The organism is Nocardioides ungokensis, from assembly GCF_013466985.1.
Lineage (GTDB): Bacteria > Actinomycetota > Actinomycetes > Propionibacteriales > Nocardioidaceae > Nocardioides > Nocardioides ungokensis.
Genome location: NZ_CP059164.1, coordinates 3124795 through 3145168 on the forward strand (window position 1 = coordinate 3124795; position 20374 = coordinate 3145168).

Consider the following 20374-nt stretch of genomic DNA (forward strand, 5'->3'; position numbering starts at 1 on the left):
AGATTCCGGACCCGGCTCGCGGGAGCGCCTCGAGCGCAAGAGGCAGCACGTCGCGGACGGCGTCGGCACCACCCTGCCGGTCTTCGTGACGGCCGCCGGCGGCGGGGTGCTCGTGGACGTCGACGGCAACTCGCTGATCGACCTCGGGTCGGGCATCGCCGTGACCAGTGTCGGGAACGCCGCTCCCGGCGTGGTCTCGCGCGTGCAGGAGCAGGTCGCGGCGTTCACCCACACCTGCTTCATGGTCACGCCGTACGACGGCTACGTCGACGTGTGCGCGGCGCTCGCCGAGCTGACGCCGGGCGACCGCGCGAAGAAGTCGGCGCTGTTCAACTCCGCGCCGAGGCCGTCGAGAACGCCGTCAAGATCGCCCGGGTGGCCACCGGCCGGGACGCGGTGGCGGTCTTCGACCACGCCTACCACGGGCGCACCAACCTCACGATGGCGATGACCGCCAAGAACATGCCCTACAAGCACGGCTTCGGCCCGTTCGCGGGCGAGGTCTACCGCGCGCCCATGTCCTACCCCTTCCGGGACGGCCTGTCCGGCGAGGAGGCCGCGGCCCGGGCGATCGACGTGATCGAGAAGCAGGTCGGCGCGGACAACCTCGCCTGCGTCGTCATCGAGCCGATCCAGGGCGAGGGCGGCTTCGTGGTCCCCGCTCCCGGGTTCCTGCCGGCGCTGGCGGAGTGGTGCGCGCGCAACGACGTGGTCTACATCGCCGACGAGATCCAGTCCGGCTTCTGCCGTACGGGTGACTGGTTCGCCTCCGAGCACGAGGGCGTGGTGCCCGACCTGGTGACCACCGCGAAGGGCATCGCCGGCGGCCTGCCGCTGGCCGCCGTCACCGGGCGTGCCGACCTGATGGACTCCGTCCACGTTGGCGGGCTCGGCGGCACGTACGGCGGGAACCCGGTCGCGTGCGCCGCTGCCCTCGGTGCCCTGGAGGAGATGCGGACCCACGACCTCGCCGGCCGGGCCCGGCAGATCGGCGCGATCATGCATGAGCGCCTGACCGCGCTGGCCGCGGAGCACTCCGTGATCGGCGACCTGCGCGGCCGCGGCGCGATGATGGCGATCGAGCTCTGCGAGCCGGGCACCACGCTGCCCGACCCGGTCCGCACCGCGGCGGTGTCGGCGTACTGCCACGCCCACGGGGTCGTCACCCTCACCTGCGGCACGTGGGGCAACGTCTTCCGCTTCCTCCCCCCGCTCGCGATCTCCGACGAGCTGCTCGGCGAGGCGTTCGACGTGGTGTCCGAGGCGTTCCGGGCCACCGCCTGACCCGACGGCCCGCCGACTCGGCGTCAGCGGGCGCCCGTGAGGCCTTCGGCGGTGCTGCCGGACAGGCGCTGGGCGAGGTAGATCGGGATCACCGAGAAGAGCACGAGGACCGCCGCCACGACGTTGACGACCGGTCCCTGGTTGGGCCGGAAGAGGTTCTGGAAGATCCAGAGCGGCAGCGTCTGGTCCCGAGGGCTCGCCGTGAAGGTCGTGACGACGATCTCGTCGAAGGACAACCCGAAGGACAGCAGCGCCCCGGCCAGCAGGGCCGAGCGGAGCATCGGGAAGGTGACGAGCCGGAACGTCGTGAGCGGCCCGGCGCCGAGGTCCATCGACGCCTGCTCCATGTTGCCTCCGAGCCGCTGCAGCCGGGCCTGGACGTTGTTGAAGACCGTGACGATGCAGAACGTCGCGTGCGCGATGATGATCGTGAACAGGCTCAGCTCCACCCCCAGCACCGTCGTGAAGGCGTTGCTGAGCGCGATGCCGGTGACGATGCCGGGCAGGGCGATCGGCAGCAGGATCACCAGCGAGACGACGTTGCGGCCGAAGAAGCGGGTCTTTCGCAGGGCCAGCCCGGCGAGCGTGCCGAGCACCAGCGCGACGGCCGTCGCCGCGAGCGCGACCTCGACGCTGGTCCACAGCGCCGACCGGGCGCCCGTGCTGTGGATCGCCGCGTCCCACCAGTGCGTCGTGAAGTCCTTCGGCGGCCACGCGAAGGTGCGGTCGACGTTGAACGAGTTCAGCACGACCAGCGCCAAGGGCGTGTAGACGACCACCAGCACCAGGACGGTGATGGCGAGGAGCGCGGCGCGCAGCCCGCGGGACAGGCTCATCGGCGCCTCACAGGTTCTCCAGTGCGCCGGTGCGGCGTACCACGGCGAGGTAGAGCAGCATCACGGCGACCGGCACCGTCGCCACGGCCGCCGCGAACGGCAGGTTGTTCGCGGCGCCGATGTTGCTGTAGACGACGGTGCCGATCAGCTGCCCCGTCCCACCGACGATCCGGACCGCGATGTAGTCCCCCATCGACAGCGAGAACGTGAAGATGGAGCCGGCCACCAGCGCCGGGAACGCCATCGGCAGCACCACCCGGCGCAGCGTCGTCCACGAGTGCGCGCCGAGGTCGGCGGAGGCCTCGAGCAGCGAGTCGGGCAACCGCTGCAGCCCCGCGAACACGGGCAGGATCATGAAGGGCAGCCACAGGTAGGCGAGCACGATCGTGGTGGCGACCAGCCCGTACCCCGGGGTGTTCAGCCCGAACGGCGCGGCGAGCCACGAGATCAGCCCGCCCTCGGAGAACATGCCCCGCCAGGCGTAGGCCTTGACCAGGTACGACGCCCACAGCGGCATCAGCACCGCGATCACCAGCAGCCGTTGCACCCTCGGCGAGGCGACCTTGGCCATGTAGAGCGCGATCGGGAACGCCAGGATCGCATCGATCACGGTCACCAGCGCCGCGATCGACAGGGTGCGGACCGTGATGGTGCGGTAGACGTCGATGGTGAAGAGGTCGCGGAAGTTCTGCAGGGTCCAGGTCCGCTGGATCTGGCCGGTGAAGTCGTCCTGGGTCCACAGCGACGTGACCAGCAACGCGGCGAGCGCGCCGAGGTAGGCCACGCCGAGCCAGAGCATCGGCGGCGTGAGCAGCAGGCCCGTCGTGACCCCCCTGCGGCGCGCCAGGCGCGAGACCCTGGAGGTCCCGCGCCGCGGCGCCTCTGTGTCCGTCAACGGCTCAGCCCTTGATCTCGGTCCAGGCCGTGGTCCAGTCGCCGTAGTCGGTGCACCTCACGTCGGTGCGACCGTCCAGGCACTGGGAGATGGGCGTGGTCCAGTACCAGATCTTGTCGGAGTAGGCCTTGTCCTGGGCGTGGTACTGGTCGCAGAAGGTCTTGTCACTCGTCAGCGCGCACGCCTTGGTGTTGGCCGGCGCCTCACCGAAGTACTCCGCGACCTGGGCCTGCGCCTGCGGACTGGTGATGTAGTCCATCCAGGCGTAGCCGCAGTTGGAGTGCGGTGAGTTCGGATTGATCATCCAGGTGTCCGACCACCCGGTGGCGGTCTCCTCCGGGAAGACCGTCTTGATGGGCGCACCCTCGGCCGCGGCCGTGAGCGCGTTGTACTGCCAGGCCGTGCCGATCACCGAGTCGCCGGTGGTGAACGCCTGCACCTCCGTGAGGTAATCCGACCAGTACTCCGAGACGGACTTGCGCTGCTCCTTGAGCAGGTCGACCGCTGCCTGCAGCTGGTCCTGGTCGAGGGCGTAGGGATTCTTGATGCCGAGGTCCGGCTGGTGCTTCATCAGGTACAGCGCGGCGTCCGCGATGTAGATCGGCGAGTCGTACGCCGTCACCTTGCCGTCGTACTTCGAGGCGTCCCCGAAGACCGCGCCCCAGCTGGTCGGAGCCGGCTTGACCACCTTGGTGTTGTAGGCGAGCAGGTTGGCGCCCCAGCCGTGGGGCACGCCGTACATCTGCCCGTCCACGGAGTTCCAGTCGCGGTTCTTGAGGAAGGACTCGATGTCCCCGTAGTTCTTCAGCAGGGCGGTGTTGACGGGAGCCGCGTCGCCCGAGGCGATCAGGCGCAGCGAGGCGTCGCCCGAGGCCGACACCACGTCGTACTGGCCGGTCTGCATGAGCTTGACGGCCTCGTCCGAGGTGTTGAAGTACTTCACGTTCGCCTGGCAGCCGGTGTCCTTCTCGAAGGGGGTCACCCAGTCGACCTTCGGGTCGTTGCTGCCGTCCTCGGCATAGCCCGGCCACGCCAGGATGTTGACCTGGCCCTCCATGGCGCCGATCGACTTCTTCATCGGCAGGTCCGGCGCCGTGAAGCCCTTGCTGCTGGTGCTGGAGCCGCCACCCGAGCTGGTGCCACATCCCGAGACCAGGGCCAGGAGGGCGACGCCCGCCAGGACCGTGAGCCGTCTGGAGCTGATCTTCTTCATGCTGTCTCCTCCTCAGGGGACGCCACCGGGTCGGGGCCTGGCCCGCCCAGGGACACCAGGTGGTCGCGCTGCCAGGTGAGCACGACGGGCTGGTCACGACGCTCGAGCGCGGCGTCGATGGACCGGTCGGTGTTCTGGTGCGACACCGTCAGGGTCACGCCGGCGTCGAGGTGCACGACGGAGTGGGTGGTGGCGCCGAGGTAGACCACCTCGCGCACGACACCCCGCGCGACGCACGTCGACGGCCCGGCGGGCGGAGCGGCCTCGGGCGCGCTCATCGCGACCTTCTCGGGGCGGATGACGAAGGTCCCCTCGGCGCCCACGAGGCTGCGCGCCACGTCCCCGGCGAGCAGGTTGGACGTGCCGACGAAGCCGGCCACGAAGGCGCTGGCGGGGGCCTCGTAGAGCTCGACGGGGGTGGCCAGCTGCTCGATGCGCCCCTCGTTGAACACCGCGATCCGGTCGCTCATGGTCAGCGCCTCCTCCTGGTCGTGGGTCACGAACACGAAGGTGATGCCGACGTCGCGCTGGATCTCCTTGAGCTCGATCTGCATCTCACGGCGGAGCTTCAGGTCGAGGGCACCCAGCGGCTCGTCGAGCAGGAGCACCTTGGGCCGGTTGACCAGGGCGCGGGCCAGCGCGACGCGCTGCCGCTGGCCCCCGGAGAGCTGGTTGGGCCGGCGCTCGCCGTACCCCTCGAGGCGGACCGTCGCCAGCGCCTCCTCGGCCCGGCGGCGCCGGTCCGCTCGGGGCACCTTCTTGACGCGCAGGCCGTACTCGACGTTCTGCCGCACGCTCATGTGCGGGAAGATCGCGTAGTCCTGGAAGACGGTGTTGACGTCGCGCGCGAACGGCGGCCGGCTGCTGACGTCCTCGCCGTCCAGCGTGATCGTGCCGCTGGTCGGCTGCTCGAAGCCGGCGATCAGCCGCAGGACGGTGGTCTTGCCGGACCCGGAGGGGCCGAGCATCGAGAAGAACTCGCCGTCCGCGATCTCGAGGTCGAGGTCGTCCACGGCGCGCACCTCATCGAAGTGCTTGCTGAGCCCGCGGAGCGCGATCGCCGTCGACATGGCTGAACGGTAGCGTTCACGACCTGCGACTTCCATCGTCAAACATGGGCGAAACAACGGTTTTCGCAGTTGTTATCGACCTGAGACGCGGAATAGCACAGAAAGCTCGCGGATCAGAGCTCCTGCTGCCCCCAGGGACTGCCGTACTCGGTGAGCAGGTCCAGGAACGGCACCGCGTCGAAGGCCTCGGGACCGAGCACCCCGGCGCCCTTCCAGGTGCCAGCGGCGAGCAGCTCCAGCGCGACCACGGGGTTGATGGCGGTCTGCCACACCACGCACTGGTGGCCGTACTCCTGCATCGTCCACTCGTTGTCGACCACGTGGTAGAGGTACGTCGAGCGCGGCGCGCCGTCCTTGTCCTTGCCGGTGACCCAGAGACCCGCACAGGTCTTGCCCCTCATCCGGGGCCCGACGGTGGCCGGGTCGGGCAGCACCGCCGCGACCACGTCGCGGGGCGACACCTCGACACCCTTGACCCGGACCTTGTCGGTGCGGTCGAGGCCGAGGGTGTGCAGCACCTTGAGGATGTTGATGAACTCGTCGCCGAGGCCGTACTTGAAGGTGGCCCGCTTGCAGTCGACCCAGCGCGGCATGAGGAGCACCTCCTCGTGCTCGACGTTGACGCACTCGACGGGCCCGATGCCCTCGGGGAAGTCGAAGACCTCCGGCTCGGAGAACGGCGCCGTCGTGTGCCACTCACCGTCCTGCCAGACCACAGGCGGGTTGAGGCACTCCTCGATCGTGGTCCACATCGAGAACGACGGCGCGAAGATCTCGTTGCCCTCGTCGTCGGTGACGACCAGGTTGGCGCCGTCGCGGGTGCCGAGCTCGTCGATCTCGCTGAAGAGGTGGTCGGCGGCGTACCGCGCGAAGACGTCGGAGAGGCCGGGCTCGACGCCGATCCCCACCAGGGTGAGGCGACCGGCCGATTCCCATCGCGAGGCGACGGCGAACTGCTCGTCGCCGAGCTTCACCCCCGTCTTCTCGTACGGCGCCTCCGGGTGCGGCTTCGACAGCGACATCGCCATGTCGAGGTAGTCGGCGCCCGCCTCGAACGCTCCGCCGAAGATCGACATGTTGAACACCGGGTCGACCGCGTTCATCACGTGGGTGATCGCGTGCTCCCGGCACAGCGCCGAGATCGACTCCGCGGACGAGGCGTCGACCTGCGCGGCGACGTACCGGTCGTCAGCAGCTGCCGCCTTCTCGGCGCGCACCGGGTCGTAGTCGGCAACCACGATGGTCTCGAAGAAGTCGCGACGCGACGCGATGGCGGCGAAGGCCGCGCCGACGCCTCCGGCGCCGACCAGCAGGATCCTCATGTCGTTTCCTTAGACGTCGTCAAACATGGTGGATGGCAAGGCGGAGGAGCGAAGGCGACCTTTGAGGGAAGCGGGTCGTCGAGTGCCGACAACGCAGGCAGCGTGCCGATATCGCGGCGCTCAGCCGATGTAGGACATGACGTGCTTGATGCGGGTGTAGTCCTCGAGCCCGTACATGGACAGGTCCTTGCCGTAGCCGGAGTGCTTGAAGCCACCGTGCGGCATCTCCGCGACGATCGGGATGTGGGTGTTGATCCACACCGCCCCGAAGTCGAGGTGCTTGGCCATCCGCATCGCGCGGCCGTGGTCCTTGGTCCACACCGAGGAGGCCAGGCCGTACTCCACGCCGTTGGCCCAGCGCAGCGCCTCGGCCTCGTCGCTGAACTTCTGCACGGTGATGACCGGGCCGAAGATCTCGTTCTGGATCTGCTCGTCGTCCTGCCGGAGCCCCGAGAGCACCGTCGCCTCGTAGAAGTAGCCGGACTCGCCCTGCCGCCGACCGCCGGCCTCGACCCGCGCGTGGTCGGGCAGCCGGTCGACCATGCCGCTGACCCGCTCGAGCTGGTTGGCGTTGTTGAGGGGACCGAACGCGACGTCCTCGTCGTCGGGCATGCCCGCCTTCGACCCCTTCGCCTGCTCGGTCAGCGCCGCCACGAAGTCGTCGTGGACACCGGGGCCGGCCAGCACCCGGGTGGCCGCGGTGCAGTCCTGCCCGGCGTTGAAGTAGCCGGCACCGGCGATGCCCTCGGCCGCGGCCTCGATGTCGGCGTCGTCGAAGACGATCACGGGAGCCTTGCCGCCGAGCTCGAGGTGCGCGCGCTTGAGCTGCGCGGCGGCGGAGCCCGCGACCTCCATGCCCGCACGCACCGACCCGGTGATCGCGACCAGCTGGGGTATGGGGTGCTCGACCACGGCGCGGCCCGTGCTGCGGTCGCCCGTCACCACGTTGAGCACGCCCGGCGGGAGGAACTCCTGGGCGAGCTCGGCCAGCAGCGTCGACGACGCGGGGGTGGTGTCGGACGGCTTGAGCACGATGCTGTTGCCCGCCGCGAGCGCCGGCGCGATCTTCCAGACCATCATCATCAGGGGGTAGTTCCAGGGGGTCACCTGACCGACGACACCGATCGGCTCGCGTCGGATGAACGAGGTGTGGTCCTTGAGGTACTCACCCGCGCTGCGACCCTCGAGCACGCGGGCCGCGCCGGCGAAGAAGCGGATCTGGTCGATCGCCGGGGGCAGCTCCTCGTCGATCGTGAAGCCGATCGGCTTGCCGGTGTCCTTCGACTCCACGTCGACGAACTCCCGCGACCGCTTCTCGAGGGCGTCCGCGATCTTCAGCAGCGCCTGCTGGCGCTCGCTGGGCGTCGTCTCGCCCCAGGTCTCGAAGGCGGCCTCGGCCGCCCGGTAGGCCCGGTCCACGTCCTCGGCACCCGACATCGGGGCGGTGGCGTACACCTCCCCCGTGGTCGGGTCGATCACGTCGTAGGTCTCCCCCGACGCTGCGTCGACGAGCTCGCCGTTGATGACGTTGCGGAACGTCTTGTCAGCCATGTGTCCGGCCCTCCGGGTCTTGTCAGCGGTGGTCGTGAGCCTAGCCATCCCGCAACGGAATCTGTAGGGGCGCATGCCCTCCAGGGACGGATTTCGTCATTGTGGGCTACTCACGCTTCGAAGACCGGCACTCCGTCGACCCACGTCGACACGACCCCGGCCGCGCCGATCTCGCCGACCTCACCCGCGAACGGGTCCCGGTCGAGGACCACGAGGTCGGCCACGGCCCCGGGGGCCAGCACCCCGGCGTCGTCGCGGTGGTTCACCCACGCCGAGCCCGAGGTGTACGCCGCGAACGCGGTCGCGAGGTCGAGCGCCTGTCCGGGGAGGAACGGGACCTCGCCGGCCGGCCCGGGTTCGTCGTACGCCGTGCGGTTGACCGCGACGTGGAGGGCGGCGAGCGGGTCGGGCGTGCTGACCGGCCAGTCGCTGCCGGCGACGAGCCGGGCGCCGGCCCGGTGCAGGTCGCCGAACGGGTACTGCCAGCCGGCGCGCTCCTCGCCCAGCACGGGCAGGGTCAGCTCGGTCATCTGGTCGTCCAGGCACGCCCACAGCGCCTGCATGTTCGCGGCCACGCCGAGGCCCGCGAACCGTCGTACGTCCTCGGGGTGGACGACCTGGAGGTGGGCGACGTGGTGGCGGAGGTCCCGCCCGTCGCCGGCCGCCGCGGACTCGAAGGCATCCAGCGCCTCCCGCACGCCGCGGTCCCCGATCGCGTGCACGTGCACCTGGAAGTCCGCTTCGGCCAGCGCGGCGACGTACTCCCCCAGCGCGGCGGGGTCGACGAACGAGAGGCCGGTGTTGGAGGTGGCGTGGCCGCAGCGGTCGAGGTACGGCGCGATCAGGGCCGCGGTGCCGTTCTCCGCCACGCCGTCCTGCATGATCTTCACGCTGGTGGCCCGGAAGCGGCCGCGGGTGAGCTCGGCCCGACGGGAGACGAGCTCGGCGACCTGCTCGACACCCCGGTCCCGGTCCCACCACAGGGCGCCCACCACGTGCGCGGTGAGGTCGCCGGCGAGAGCGGCCCGCAGGTACGTCGGGCCGGGGTCGTCCATCCCGGCGTAGCTGCCGATGATCGCGTCCTGCCAGCCCGTGACCCCGACCGAGTGCAGGTAGGCCTGGCCGGCCAGGAGCGCGGCGTAGTACTCCTCGTCGCCGGTCTCCGGGAGGTGCCGGGCGACCGCGTGCATGGCCGCCTCGTGGAGGGTGCCGGAGGGGCGGCCGTCCGCGTCGCGCTCGAACCGGCCGTGCGGCGGGTTGGGCGTGTGCGCGTCGACGCCGGCGATCTCGAGGGCACGGGTGTTGACCCAGGCCCCGTGGTGGTCGCGGTTGGGCAGGAAGACCGGCCGGTCCGGGACGACGGCGTCGAGGTCGGCCGCGGTCGGGATGCCACCGGGGAACGCCGCCATCGCCCACCCGCCGCCGAGGATCCAGGGCAGGTCCGGGTGCTCCCGTGCGTAGGAGGCGACCCGGTGCAGGTAGTCCTCCCGCGTGCGTCCCTCGGAGAGGTCGCACCGGACCCGCTCCAGACCGCCCTGGACGGTGTGGACGTGGGCGTCCACGAAGCCCGGGGCGACCAGGCCACCCTGCAGGTCCACGTGGGTGGCGCCGGTCGTGCCGGCCGGCCAGGTGCGGTCGAGGTCGTCGAGGTCGTCCCCGGTCAGCACCGCCAGCACCCGGCCGTCGCGCACGACGACCGCTCCGGGCCCGGCGTACGCGTGACCGTCGAAGACCGCTCCGTTGCGCAGCACCACCGTCGGCATGCGCGCCATTCAAACAGGACCGGCCCCTCAGGTCACCCCGCAAGTGGGCATTTCGCTTCGGATTCCGCACTTCTCAGCCCAATTGACCACGGATTCACTTGCCCAACCGGCCGTCATTGACCACGATGGGGGGTATGCACCCGGACTACGACCACCTGCAGCAGGCCGCCAAGGACCACCTGTGGATGCACTTCACGCGCCACTCCACCTACGAGAACTCGGACGTGCCCGTCATCGTCCGGGGCGAGGGCGCCTACATCTGGGACGCCCAGGGAAAGCGCTACCTCGACGGGCTGGCCGGGCTGTTCGTCTCGCAGCTCGGGCACGGGCGGGCCGAGCTCGCCGACGCGGCCGCGAAGCAGGCCCGCGAGCTGGCGTTCATGCCGCTGTGGTCCTACGCGCACCCGACGGCGATCGAGCTCGCCGAGCGGGTCGCCCGCTACGCGCCGGGCGACCTGAACCGCGTCTTCTTCACCACCGGTGGTGGTGAGGCGGTCGAGAGCGCCTGGAAGCTGGCCAAGCAGTTCTTCAAGATGACCGGCAAGCCCACCAAGCACAAGGTGATCAGCCGGGCGATCGCCTACCACGGCACCCCGCAGGGGGCGCTGTCGATCACCGGCCTGCCCGGGATGAAGGCGCCGTTCGAGCCGCTGGTGCCCTCGACGTTCCGGGTCCCGAACACGAACTTCTACCGGTCCGAGGAGACCTCCTACCTAGGCCCCCACGACGAGCACGCGTTCGGCCAGTGGGCCGCCAACCGGATCGCGGAGGCGATCGAGTTCGAGGGCCCCGAGACCGTCGCGGCGGTCTTCCTCGAGCCGGTGCAGAACTCCGGCGGCTGCTTCCCGCCGCCCCCCGGCTACTTCCAGCGGGTGCGCGAGATCTGCGACGAGTACGACGTGCTGCTGGTCTCCGACGAGGTCATCTGCGCCTTCGGGCGCCTGGGCCACATGTTCGGCGCGGAGCGCTACGGCTACCAGCCCGACATCATCACCTGCGCCAAGGGGCTCACCTCGGGATACTCCCCGCTGGGCGCGATGATCGCCAGCGACCGCCTGACGGAGCCCTTCCTGACCGGGCACGAGTCGTTCGCCCACGGCTACACCTTCGGCGGCCACCCGGTCTCGACCGCGGTCGCGATGGCCAACCTCGACATCTTCGAGAACGAGAAGGTCAACGAGCACGTCCGCGCCACCGAGGGCGCCTTCCGCGCGACCCTGGAGAAGCTGAACGACCTCCCGATCGTCGGCGACGTGCGTGGCGACGGCTACTTCTACGGGATCGAGCTCGTCAAGGACAAGGCCACCAAGGAGACCTTCGACGAGGCCGAGTCCGAGAAGCTGCTGCGCGGCTTCCTGTCCAAGGCGCTCTTCGACGAGGGCCTCTACTGCCGCGCCGACGACCGCGGCGACCCGGTCGTCCAGCTGGCTCCCCCGCTCATCTGCGACCAGGAGCACTTCGACGAGATCGAGCAGATCCTCCGGGTGGTGCTCGACAAGGCCTACTCGCTGCTCTGACCCGGCGACCCGCCGTACCGGCCCCGCAGCCCGTTCCGGTTGCGGGGCTCGGTCGTGCATGGGCCCGGGCACGCGGACAGATCCGGCCTTCGACGGGCCCCGAGGTTGTCGGCCAGGTCCGGTGCTTGTCGGCCGTTGCACTGGCCGACAAGCGCAGGAGTCACCGGCCAGCCGGGGAGTCCTGCAGCCGGCGCCGACGGGTGGCCCTGTACGGCGGATCTGCCCTCGAGCAGCCAGCTTGTCGGCCAGGTCTGGTGCTTGTCGGCCGTTGCACTGGCCGACAACCGCAGGAGTCACCGGCCAGCCGGGGAGTCCTGCAGCCGACGCGGTCCGGTGGCCCTGTACGGCGGATCTGTCCTCGAGCAGCCAGCTTGTCGGCCAGGTCTGGTGCTTGTCGGCCGTTGCACTGGCCGACAAGCGCAGGAGTCACCGGCCAGCCGGGGAGTCCTGCAGTCGGCGGCCGGTCAGGAGGCGCGCTGCACGGCGAGGTCCTCGGCGACGGTGGGGGCGGTGAGGCCCTTGGCACGTTGCCGGTTGCGCAGCTCCCCCGCGAGCACGATCGCGATCGAGATCAGGAACATCACGGTGCCGACGACGTTGACCTGCATCGGCACCCCGCGCTGGGCGACACCCCAGACGTACATCGGGAAGGTCGTGGTGTTGCCGGCGTTGAGGTTGGTGATGATGAAGTCGTCGAAGGAGAGCGAGAAGCTCAGCAGCGCGGCGCCGAGGATGCCCGGGAACACCAGCGGGAAGGTCACCCGCCAGAACGTCTGGGACGGCGTCGCATAGAGATCCATGGCGGCCTGTTCCAGGTTGTCGTCGAGGCCGGCCAGCCGGGCCCGGACGGTGACCACCACGAAGGACAGGCAGAACATGATGTGCGCGACCAGGATCGTCCAGAAGCCCAGCTGACCACCGAGGCCCGAGGCGACGAAGAGCGCCAGCAGCGAGGACCCCATCACGATCTCCGGCGAGGCCATCGGCAGGAAGATCAGCAGGTTGGACGCGGAGCGCCCCGCGAAGTCGTGACGGACCAGGGCGAACGCCGCCAAGGTGCCCAGGATCGTGGCCACGATCGTGGCGGCCAACCCGATCTCGATGCTGCGGCCGAGCGCCTGGCACATGCTCGGGTCCTCGCAGGGGTTGAGCCAGTTGTGCATGGTGAAGCCGTCGAAGCGGTAGATCAGCCGGCTCTGCGGGGCGTTGAAGCTCATCAGGACCACGACCGCGATCGGGATGAACGTGTAGGCGAGAACCAGCAGGCCCAGCATCAGGACCAGGTGGTCGCGGATCCAGCGTCCGGTCACAGCAGCTCCTCCGTCCCTGCGCGGCGGATGTAGACCAGCACCATGGCGACGATCAGCACCATCAGGATCATCGACAGCGCGGCCGCGGCCGGGTAGTCGTTCGCGTCGGTGAACAGGCTCTGGATCACGCTGCCGACCATGCGCTGGTTGGGGCTGCCGAGGAGCTGGGCGTTGATGAAGTCACCGACGGCCGGGATGAACGTCAGCAGCGTTCCGGAGACCACGCCGGGCAGCGACAGCGGCCAGGTGACCTTGAAGAAGCCCACGACCGGGTTGGCGTAGAGATCGCCCGACGCCTCGATCAGGCGGTGGTCGATCTTGTCGATGCTGGCGAAGAGCGGGAGCACCATGAACGGCAGGAAGTTGTAGGTCAGACCGGCGATGACGGCCACCGGCGTCGCCAGCAGCCGGCCGTCGGGACCGAGCAGGTGCACGGCCTGCAGGGTGTTCACCACGATGCCGTCGTCGGCCAGGATCAGCTTCCAGGACAGCGTCCGCACCAGGAAGCTGGTGAAGAACGGGGCGATGACCAGGACGAGCAGGAGGTTCTTCCAGCGCCCGGCCTTGAACGCGATCGCGTAGGCGAGGACGTAGCCGAGCAGCAGGCACAGCAACGTGGCCACGCCACCGTAGATCAGGGACCGGACCAGCGGCTGCCAGTAGTCCTGGAGCGCGTGCGTGTAGTTGCTCCACTCGTAGGTCATCTGGTAGCCGCGGAAGTCCGAGCCCGACGGGTCGTACAGACTCGTCGCCAGCAGCGAGTAGAACGGCACCACGAAGAACAGCACCAGCCACAGCGCGGCGGGGATGAGCAGCAGGTAGCCGACCGCTCCCCGTCGGCGCTGGAAGTCGCTCATCGCGTCAGTCCTCGGCGCCGCGCTGCGCACCGGCAGCGGCGTCCTGGCTGTAGTCGAGCAGGAAGGCGTACTCCGGCCGCCAGGACAGCTCCACCTGCTCGCCCTGCCGGAACAGGCGGCGGTGCCCGGTGTTCTGCTGGAAGACCTGGAGCTCCTGGCCCCACGGCATCCGTACGAGGTACTGGGTGCTGACGCCGACGAAGCTGACGTCGGTCACCACGCCACCCGGCACGCTGTTGCCCGGCGCGTCGAGCTCCTCGCCCAGCTCACCGATCAGCACCTTCTCCGGCCGGATCCCGACCCAGCCCCTGTCACCGTCGGCGTGGGCACGCGCCACCGGGATCGACACCCCGATGCCGTGCATGTCGACGGTGACGAGGTCGGCCGAGCGATGGGTCACCGCTCCCTCGATCAGGTTGGACTGGCCCAGGAAGTTGGCCACGAACGTCGAGCGGGGATTCTCGTAGAGGTCGGACGGCGAGCCCATCTGCTCGATCACCCCCCGGTTCATCACCGCGACCGTGTCGGCCATGGTCATGGCCTCCTCCTGGTCGTGGGTGACGTGCACGAAGGTCTGGCCGACCTCGTTCTGGATCCGCTTGATCTCGATCTGCATCGAGCGGCGCAGCTTGAGGTCCAGGGCCCCGAGGGGCTCGTCCAGCAGCAGGACCTGGGGCTCGTTGATCAGCGCCCTCGCCAGCGCGACCCGCTGCTGCTGGCCTCCGGAGAGCTGGGCCGGCTTCTTGCGCGCCTGGCTGGTCAGCTCCACCAGCTCGAGCATCTTGTTCACCTGCGCCTCGACGTCCGACTTCTTGCGCCGCCGCAGCCCGAACGCGACGTTCTCGAAGATGTCGAGGTGCGGGAAGAGCGCGTAGCTCTGGAAGACGGTGTTGACCGGTCGCCGGTAGGGCTTGGCGAACGTGATGTCGTCACCGCCCAGCGTGATGGACCCCGAGGTGGGGATCTCCAGACCGGCCACCATCCTCAGGGTGGTCGTCTTGCCGCACCCGGAGGGCCCGAGGAGGGCGAAGAACGACCCGTTCGGGATGTCGAGGTCGAGGTCGTCCACGGCAGTGAAGGCCCCGAACGACTTGGTCACCTGCCGCAACCGGAGCCCGTCGAAGTCCTCACCTCCGGACGCCGCGGTCTTGTCCTGCTCAGCCACCTGTGACATCGGACCAGTCCCTTTCGTACTCGACCGTCTGGCGGTCGTCGAGCGGCATGAAGTCGAAGGCCACCGAGAGCGTCTTCTCGTCTGGGAAGATGAGCTGGTTGTCCACCAGGGACGGGTCGATCTTCTCCATCTCCTGCCGAGCACCCTCGACAGGACAGATGTAGTTGACCCAGGCTGCGAGCTTCGCCGCGACCTCGGGCTCGTAGTAGTAGTTGATCCACGCCTCGGCGTTGGACTGGTGTTGCGCGAGGTTGGGCACCATCATGTTGTCGCTCCAGAGCGACAGCCCCTCCTCGGGCGTCACGAACTTGATGTCGGGATTGTCGAACTGCGCCTGGATCACGTCGCCCGACCACGCCTCGCAGGCGACGATGTTGCCCGCCGCGAGGTCCTGGATGTACTCGTTCCCGGTGAACGCCCGCACCTGGCCGGCGTCCACCGCGCCCTGCAGCTTGTCGATGGCGTTGCCCCACTGCGCGGAGGTGAACTTGCTCGGGTTGGCGCCGACGACCTTGAGCATGAAGCCCATCGTGTCGCGCATCTCGCTGAGCAGGGTGATCCGTCCCTTGAGGTCCGAGCGGGTGATCAGCTCCTCGAAGCTGCCCACGTGCTGGGTCTTCGACGCGTTGTAGGCGATGCCCGTCAGGCCGCTCTGCCACGGTGCGTGGTACTGCAGCTTGGGGTCCCACTGGCGGTTCCGCAGCGGCTCGATCAGGTTCTTGTGGAGGTTGGGCACCTTGGCCGCGTCCAGCGGCTGGATCCAGCCCAGACCGATCATCCGGGCCGCCATCCAGTCGGTCAGGATGATCATGTCGCGGTTGATCGGCTGGCAGGAGGCCAGCTGGTTCTTCACCTTGGCGTAGAACTCGGCGTTGTCGTTGACGTCGTCGGTGTAGGAGACGCTGATCCCGGTCCGGTCCTCGAAGACCTGGAGGGTCGAGGTCGACTTCTTCTTCGGGTCGATGTACGCGGGCCAGTTGGAGACGACCAGGTTCCTGTCGGAGGCCGAGCTGTCAGTGGCCCGGCACTGGGCGGGGTCCTGCTGCGCGCCCGAGGTGGCGAAGAACGGCAGCTTGAGGGCCGCCAGGCTGGCGCCCACGAAGGCCACCCCACCTGCTCCCTGGATCAGGCCACGGCGAGACATCCCTCGGCCGTTCGGCGTGTCCGGCGTCATCGAACTCCCTTCGAGCGGTCCCCCTCGATGAACGGATCGTGCCATGCCTGCCCCCCTCCGACAAGCGATCCCGTCGATCCGAAACATCTACGCAACGAAATCCTTTGTCCGGATCCCCAAAATGTGTCGGGCCAGCCCGCCTCGGGGGGCGTTCGTGCCCTCAGCAACGGCGCCTCGTGACGAGGGATCCCGTCGATCGACCTCCGCACGCGACGAAATCCATCGCGAAGAGCGCCGAATTCTTTGACCGGCCGCCCCTCCCCTGCAAGCATTCGTCGCATGAACCGCAAGCCCGACCGCCCGCCGATCCAGCTCGACGAGGTGTCCAAGGCGATCGTCGAGCAGCTCCAGCAGGACGGTCGACGGTCGTACGCCGCGATCGGCAAGGTCGTCGGCCTCTCCGAGGCAGCCGTCCGGCAACGCGTGCAACGGCTCATCGACAGCGGCGTCATGCAGATCGTGGCCGTCACCGACCCCCTGGAGCTCGGGTTCGCCCGCCAGGCGATGGTCGGCGTGAAGGTCACGGGTCCGCTCGAGCCGGTCGCCGACAAGATCGCCGAGCTCAGCGAGGTCGACTACGTCGTGGTGACCGCCGGCGCCTACGACCTCCTCGTCGAGGTGGTGTGCGAGAGCGACGAGCACCTGCTCGAGCTGATCTCCTGCCGTCTGCGTGCCATCGAGGGCGTTGCCGCCACGGAGACGTTCATGTACCTGCGGCTGCGCAAGCAGACCTACTCGTGGGGCGTCCGCTGAGGCCGACCCCCCGCTACGACCGGCTCTCGTTCTGGCACGAGAGCGCTGGCGGCGACTGGACTCCCCGCGCCTCGCTCCCGGGCGACCTCGACGTGGACGTCGCGGTCGTGGGCGCCGGCTACACCGGACTGTGGACCGCCTACTACCTCGCCGAGGCCGATCCATCCCTGCGGATCGCGGTGCTCGAGGCCGAGGTCGCAGGCTTCGGCGCCTCGGGGCGCAACGGCGGCTGGTGCTCGGCACTCTTCCCCGCCTCACTTCCCTCGCTCGCCGCCCTGTCGGACCGGGACGGGGCCCTGGCCCAGCACCGGGCCATGCGCGAGAGCGTCGACGAGGTGGCCCGCGTGGCGGCGGCCGAGGGCATCGACGCCCACCTGGCCAAGGGCGGCACGATCACGCTCGCGCGCAGCCGGGCCCAGTGGCGGCGCGCCCGCGAGGAGGTGCGCGCGGCACGCGAGTGGGGACGCGACGAGGACGACGTCCGGCTGCTCGACGCCCGGGAGGCCACGGCGGTGCTCGGCGGCGCCGGGACCGTGGGCGCGACGTACACCCCCGACTGCGCGGCACTCCACCCCGGCCGCCTGGTGCGTGGGCTGGCCGAGGCGGTCGAGCGTCGCGGCGTCCGCATCTACGAGCGCACCCGTGTCACCGACATCGAGGCCGGCCGGGTTCGCACCGAGCACGGCGTGGTCCGGGCCGGGACGGTCGTGCGCGCCACCGAGGGCTACACGCCCGGGCTGCCGGGTCATGCGCGCGCCGTGGTCCCGGTCTACTCCCTGGTCATCGCCACCGAGCCGCTGCCCGAGGAGACCTGGCGGCAGATCGGCCTCGCCCGACGGGAGACGTTCACCGACCACCGCCACCTCATCGTCTACGGCCAGCGCACCGCCGACGACCGGATCGTCTTCGGGGGCCGCGGCGCGCCGTACCACGCGGGCTCGCGGATCCGACCCGAGTTCGACCGTGACGAGCGCGTCTTCATGAAGCTCTACGCCGCACTGCTCGAGCTGCTGCCCGCGCTGTCCGGCACCCGGGTGACGCACGCCTGGGGCGGCGCACTCGGCATTCCGCGCGACTGGTGCGCCTCGGTCGGGCACGACCGCGGCACCGGCCTGGCCTGGGCGGGCGGGTACGTCGGCGACGGCGTCAGCACGACCAACCTCGCCGGCCGGACGCTGCGCGACCTCGTCCTGGGTCGCGACACCGAGCTGACGACGCTGCCGTGGGTCGACCACCACTCGCGGCGCTGGGAGCCGGAGCCGCTGCGCTGGCTGGGCATCAACGCCGGGCTGAGGGCGATGACCCTTGCCGACACGGAGGAGCGGCTGACCCGTCACCCGAGCCTGGTCGCGCGGGCCGTGGCCCCGTTGCTGGGTGGCTAGGCCGATGAGCCCCCGCGCGCTGGTACGACGCCCGAGCCCTCGCCTCGCCGACGGCCTGCTGACGCACCTCGCCCGCACCCCGGTCGACCGGGCTCGCGCTCCGCCAGTGGGAGGGGTACGTCGATGCGCTGCGGTCCGAGGGGTGGGAGACCGTCGAGGTGCCCCCGGCCGACGACTGCCCGGACGCAGCCTTCGTCGAGGACACCGTCGTGGTCCACGGCGACCTCGCGGTCATCAGCAGGCCGGGGGCCGACGAGCGCAAGCCGGAGACGGCCGGCACCGAGGAGACGCTGGCCGCGCTCGGCTTCCGGATCGCGCGGATAGAGGCACCCGGCACCCTCGACGGTGGCGACGTGCTCAAGCACCGTGGCACCGGCACCACCGAGGTGTGGGTGGGCCTCGGTGGGCGCACCAACGCGTCCGGCGTCGAGCAGCTGGCCGACCTGCTCGGCCCCGAAGGCGCCACCGTGGTGGGCGTCCCGGTCAGCCGGGTGCTGCACCTGAAGTCTGCCCTGACGGCGCTGCCGGACGGCACCGTCATCGGCTACGAGCCCCTGGTCGACGACCCGGCGGTGTGGGAGTCGTTCCTGCCGGTCCCCGAGGAGCCCGGCTCGCACGTGGTGCTCCTGGGTGGCGACACCGTGCTGATGTCCTCCAGCGCACCCCGCTCCCGCGCCCTCCTCGAGGCCCGGGGCCTGCGCGTGGTCACCGTCGACATCGGCGAGTTCGAGAAGCTCGAGGGCTGCGTGACCTGCCTGTCGGTGCGCCTGCGCCGAGGGCCCGCCCGGGTCAGCGCAGGCCGTTGGCGCGGGTGCGCGCGGGACGCGCCGGGTCCCGCAGCCACGCCTGGAAGAACCCCGTCAGGTCCTCCCCGCTGACCTGCCCGGCGAGCGCGACGAAGTCCTCGGTCGAGCCGTTGCCGCCCCGCCGGTCGTGCACCCAGGCGCGCAGCAGCCGCCAGAAGGCGTCGTCGCCGATGCGGTGCCGCAAGGCCTGGAGCGTCATCCCGCCGCGCTGGTAGACCTGCCAGTCGAAGAGGTGGTCGGGACCGGGGTCGGCCACGTCGAGGTCCCAGAAGGCCGACCCGTCGGGATTGTCGTCGTAGAGCCCTTCGAGCCAGGCCTGGGCGGACTCGCGGCCGTGCGTCTCGGCGTACCTCGCCTCCATGAACGTCGCGGCGCCCTCGTTGAGCCAGATGTCCCGCCAGTCCTGCACCGCCACCGAGTCGCCGAACCACTGGTGCGCCAGCTCGTGCACCTCGGTGGTCACGCCGGCCGAGCCGAGCACGGGATACGTCGGACGGGTCTGGTTCTCGAGCGCGAAGCCGGGGCTGAGGCTGGTCGTCAACCCGCCCGTGCTGGAGAACGGGTAGCGACCGAGCTCGCCCTGCAGCCAGTGGACGATCGCCGGCGTGCGCAGCATCAGCCGCATCGAGCGCCGGCGGGTCGCCGACGGGATCTGCTCGGAGACCGCCACCAGCCACGGCAGCCCGTGGTCGCTGCCGTGGCGCACCTCGAAGTGGCCGGCGGCGAAGAAGGCGAGGTACGGCGCCATCGGCTCGACCGACCTCCAGTGCGTGGTTGCCAGGCGACCGTGGACGGAGCGGGAGACGCGGCGCCCGTTGGCGATCACGTCCAGCCCGCGGGCGGCCGTGACGTGCACGTCCATCGTCGCCTTGTCCTGCGGATGGTCGTCGGCGGGGAACCACCAGGCGGCCATGTGGGGCTGGTTCATGGTGACGACCTCGTGGCTGTCGGCCAGCCAGTTGCGCTCACCGTCCCAGCCGACCGCGTCGGGCCGGCCCGCGTAGCGGACCAGCACCTCGTGGGTCGAGCCCGCGTCGACGGCGGCGGTGATCCGCAGCTCGTGGGCATCCGGTCGGGACCAGTCGACCGGGGTGCCGTCGACGAGCACCTGCTGCACCGGCAGGAGGAAGTCGAGCTGGAAGCCTGCGAGCGTGTCGGTCGCCCGGACGGTCAGGCGGGTCCAGCCCGACAGCCATCGCTCGGGCAGGAGGTAGGAGTCGTGGACGTCGTAGTGCTGGACGTCGATCCCCCCGTTGCCGTCGAGCGGGAAGTAGGGGTCCCCGATCCCCTCGCTGCCGTACGCCGCGGTGCCGTCGGCGCGCGACGGCCCGGGCAGCAGCGCCGCCAGGAGCACGGCGAGGAGCAGAGCAGCCACCGACCTCGGACGGGAGCCCGCGCGCAGCGCGAGCGGGGCCGGGGGACGTGGCGTCACGGCGAGAACCTAACGGAGGTCGGGATGTCGAGGTC

18 protein-coding genes are annotated in these 20374 nt (G+C 70.2%); 6 read left to right on the plus strand and 12 right to left on the minus strand.

Annotated elements, in window-relative coordinates; genetic code table 11:
• The first annotated feature begins 85 nt into the window (after nt 1-85).
• Both H0S67_RS28315 and H0S67_RS15420 read left to right on the plus strand, forming a co-directional pair.
• Entirely contained in the window at nt 86-451 is a 366-nt protein-coding gene (locus H0S67_RS28315; RefSeq protein ID WP_425489821.1) for an aminotransferase class III-fold pyridoxal phosphate-dependent enzyme, read from the plus strand.
• The gene (locus H0S67_RS15420; protein ID WP_425489822.1) at nt 376-1284 is read left to right on the plus strand and encodes an aminotransferase class III-fold pyridoxal phosphate-dependent enzyme; all 909 of its coding nucleotides are present in this window, start codon (nt 376-378) and stop codon (nt 1282-1284) included. Before H0S67_RS28315 ends, H0S67_RS15420 begins: the two co-directional genes overlap by 76 nt.
• A 23-nt stretch (nt 1285-1307) precedes the next feature.
• Here H0S67_RS15420 and H0S67_RS15425 read toward each other — a convergent pair whose 3' ends face one another.
• The 7 genes from H0S67_RS15425 to H0S67_RS15455 all read right to left on the minus strand — a co-directional run bounded on the left by H0S67_RS15425 (nt 1308) and on the right by H0S67_RS15455 (nt 9934).
• The gene (locus tag H0S67_RS15425; protein WP_180933758.1) at nt 1308-2120 is read right to left on the minus strand and encodes an ABC transporter permease; all 813 of its coding nucleotides are present in this window, start codon (nt 2118-2120) and stop codon (nt 1308-1310) included.
• A 7-nt stretch (nt 2121-2127) separates the two neighbouring features.
• Nucleotides 2128-3015: an ABC transporter permease gene (locus tag H0S67_RS15430; protein WP_246354783.1), complete on the minus strand. Its 888-nt coding sequence runs from the start codon at nt 3013-3015 to the stop codon at nt 2128-2130.
• 4 nt (nt 3016-3019) lie between these two features.
• Nucleotides 3020-4228: an ABC transporter substrate-binding protein gene (locus H0S67_RS15435; protein WP_180933759.1), complete on the minus strand. Its 1209-nt coding sequence runs from the start codon at nt 4226-4228 to the stop codon at nt 3020-3022.
• Nucleotides 4225-5298, minus strand: coding sequence for an ABC transporter ATP-binding protein (locus H0S67_RS15440; RefSeq protein ID WP_180933760.1), 1074 nt, complete (start codon nt 5296-5298; stop codon nt 4225-4227). The genes H0S67_RS15435 and H0S67_RS15440 overlap by 4 nt, the downstream gene beginning before the upstream one ends.
• Nucleotides 5299-5411: 113 nt before the next feature.
• On the minus strand, nt 5412-6620 hold the full coding sequence (locus H0S67_RS15445; protein ID WP_180933761.1) for a saccharopine dehydrogenase family protein: 1209 nt from the start codon (nt 6618-6620) through the stop codon (nt 5412-5414).
• Between the two features lie 120 nt (nt 6621-6740).
• Complete coding sequence (locus tag H0S67_RS15450) at nt 6741-8171, minus strand: gamma-aminobutyraldehyde dehydrogenase (RefSeq protein ID WP_180933762.1); 1431 nt, start codon at nt 8169-8171, stop codon at nt 6741-6743.
• A gap of 110 nt (nt 8172-8281) precedes the next feature.
• On the minus strand, nt 8282-9934 hold the full coding sequence (locus H0S67_RS15455) for an amidohydrolase (RefSeq protein ID WP_180933763.1): 1653 nt from the start codon (nt 9932-9934) through the stop codon (nt 8282-8284).
• Nucleotides 9935-10068: 134 nt separating this feature from the next.
• Between H0S67_RS15455 and H0S67_RS15460 the strand changes: the two genes are divergently transcribed.
• Nucleotides 10069-11451 (plus strand): aspartate aminotransferase family protein, encoded by a 1383-nt coding sequence (locus H0S67_RS15460; protein WP_180933764.1) that lies wholly within the window; start codon nt 10069-10071, stop codon nt 11449-11451.
• Between the two features lie 464 nt (nt 11452-11915).
• Here the strand turns inward: H0S67_RS15460 and H0S67_RS15465 are convergent, their stop codons facing one another.
• The 4 genes from H0S67_RS15465 to H0S67_RS15480 are packed head-to-tail and all read right to left on the minus strand — an operon-like array spanning nt 11916 to nt 15900.
• Nucleotides 11916-12761 (minus strand): ABC transporter permease, encoded by an 846-nt coding sequence (locus tag H0S67_RS15465; protein ID WP_246354784.1) that lies wholly within the window; start codon nt 12759-12761, stop codon nt 11916-11918.
• A complete protein-coding gene (locus H0S67_RS15470; RefSeq protein ID WP_180933765.1) occupies nt 12758-13618 on the minus strand; it encodes an ABC transporter permease in 861 nt (286 codons plus the stop codon). Before H0S67_RS15470 ends, H0S67_RS15465 begins: the two co-directional genes overlap by 4 nt.
• A gap of 4 nt (nt 13619-13622) precedes the next feature.
• Nucleotides 13623-14783, minus strand: a complete 1161-nt coding sequence (locus H0S67_RS15475; RefSeq protein WP_246354785.1) for an ABC transporter ATP-binding protein — start codon at nt 14781-14783, stop codon at nt 13623-13625.
• The gene (locus H0S67_RS15480) at nt 14776-15900 is read right to left on the minus strand and encodes a polyamine ABC transporter substrate-binding protein (RefSeq protein WP_246354786.1); all 1125 of its coding nucleotides are present in this window, start codon (nt 15898-15900) and stop codon (nt 14776-14778) included. The genes H0S67_RS15475 and H0S67_RS15480 overlap by 8 nt, the downstream gene beginning before the upstream one ends.
• Nucleotides 15901-16245: 345 nt before the next feature.
• On the opposite strand from H0S67_RS15480, the gene H0S67_RS15485 reads away from it, so the two are divergent.
• The 3 genes from H0S67_RS15485 to H0S67_RS15495 all read left to right on the plus strand — a co-directional run bounded on the left by H0S67_RS15485 (nt 16246) and on the right by H0S67_RS15495 (nt 18979).
• On the plus strand, nt 16246-16719 hold the full coding sequence (locus H0S67_RS15485) for an Lrp/AsnC family transcriptional regulator (protein ID WP_180933768.1): 474 nt from the start codon (nt 16246-16248) through the stop codon (nt 16717-16719).
• Nucleotides 16704-18101, plus strand: coding sequence for an NAD(P)/FAD-dependent oxidoreductase (locus tag H0S67_RS15490; protein WP_246354787.1), 1398 nt, complete (start codon nt 16704-16706; stop codon nt 18099-18101). Before H0S67_RS15485 ends, H0S67_RS15490 begins: the two co-directional genes overlap by 16 nt.
• A gap of 128 nt (nt 18102-18229) precedes the next feature.
• Complete coding sequence (locus H0S67_RS15495) at nt 18230-18979, plus strand: dimethylarginine dimethylaminohydrolase family protein (RefSeq protein WP_343050507.1); 750 nt, start codon at nt 18230-18232, stop codon at nt 18977-18979.
• Here the strand turns inward: H0S67_RS15495 and H0S67_RS15500 are convergent.
• Nucleotides 18891-20339 (minus strand): M1 family metallopeptidase, encoded by a 1449-nt coding sequence (locus H0S67_RS15500; protein WP_180933769.1) that lies wholly within the window; start codon nt 20337-20339, stop codon nt 18891-18893. The two genes, H0S67_RS15495 and H0S67_RS15500, sit on opposite strands and share 89 nt — an antisense overlap.
• Nucleotides 20340-20374 lie beyond the last annotated feature (35 nt).

What these genes read in the sequence shown, in the direction of transcription:
- H0S67_RS15455 (WP_180933763.1), bottom strand. Translation starts at nt 9,934, where the DNA reads ATGCCGACGGTGGTGCTGCGCAACGGAGCGGTCTTCGACGGTCACGCG.
- H0S67_RS15425 (WP_180933758.1), bottom strand. Translation starts at nt 2,120, where the DNA reads ATGAGCCTGTCCCGCGGGCTGCGCGCCGCGCTCCTCGCCATCACCGTC.
- H0S67_RS15485 (WP_180933768.1), top strand. Translation starts at nt 16,246, where the DNA reads ATGAACCGCAAGCCCGACCGCCCGCCGATCCAGCTCGACGAGGTGTCC.
- H0S67_RS15470 (WP_180933765.1), bottom strand. Translation starts at nt 13,618, where the DNA reads ATGAGCGACTTCCAGCGCCGACGGGGAGCGGTCGGCTACCTGCTGCTC.
- H0S67_RS15440 (WP_180933760.1), bottom strand. Translation starts at nt 5,298, where the DNA reads ATGTCGACGGCGATCGCGCTCCGCGGGCTCAGCAAGCACTTCGATGAG.
- H0S67_RS15450 (WP_180933762.1), bottom strand. Translation starts at nt 8,171, where the DNA reads ATGGCTGACAAGACGTTCCGCAACGTCATCAACGGCGAGCTCGTCGAC.
- H0S67_RS15445 (WP_180933761.1), bottom strand. Translation starts at nt 6,620, where the DNA reads ATGAGGATCCTGCTGGTCGGCGCCGGAGGCGTCGGCGCGGCCTTCGCC.
- H0S67_RS15460 (WP_180933764.1), top strand. Translation starts at nt 10,069, where the DNA reads ATGCACCCGGACTACGACCACCTGCAGCAGGCCGCCAAGGACCACCTG.
- H0S67_RS15435 (WP_180933759.1), bottom strand. Translation starts at nt 4,228, where the DNA reads ATGAAGAAGATCAGCTCCAGACGGCTCACGGTCCTGGCGGGCGTCGCC.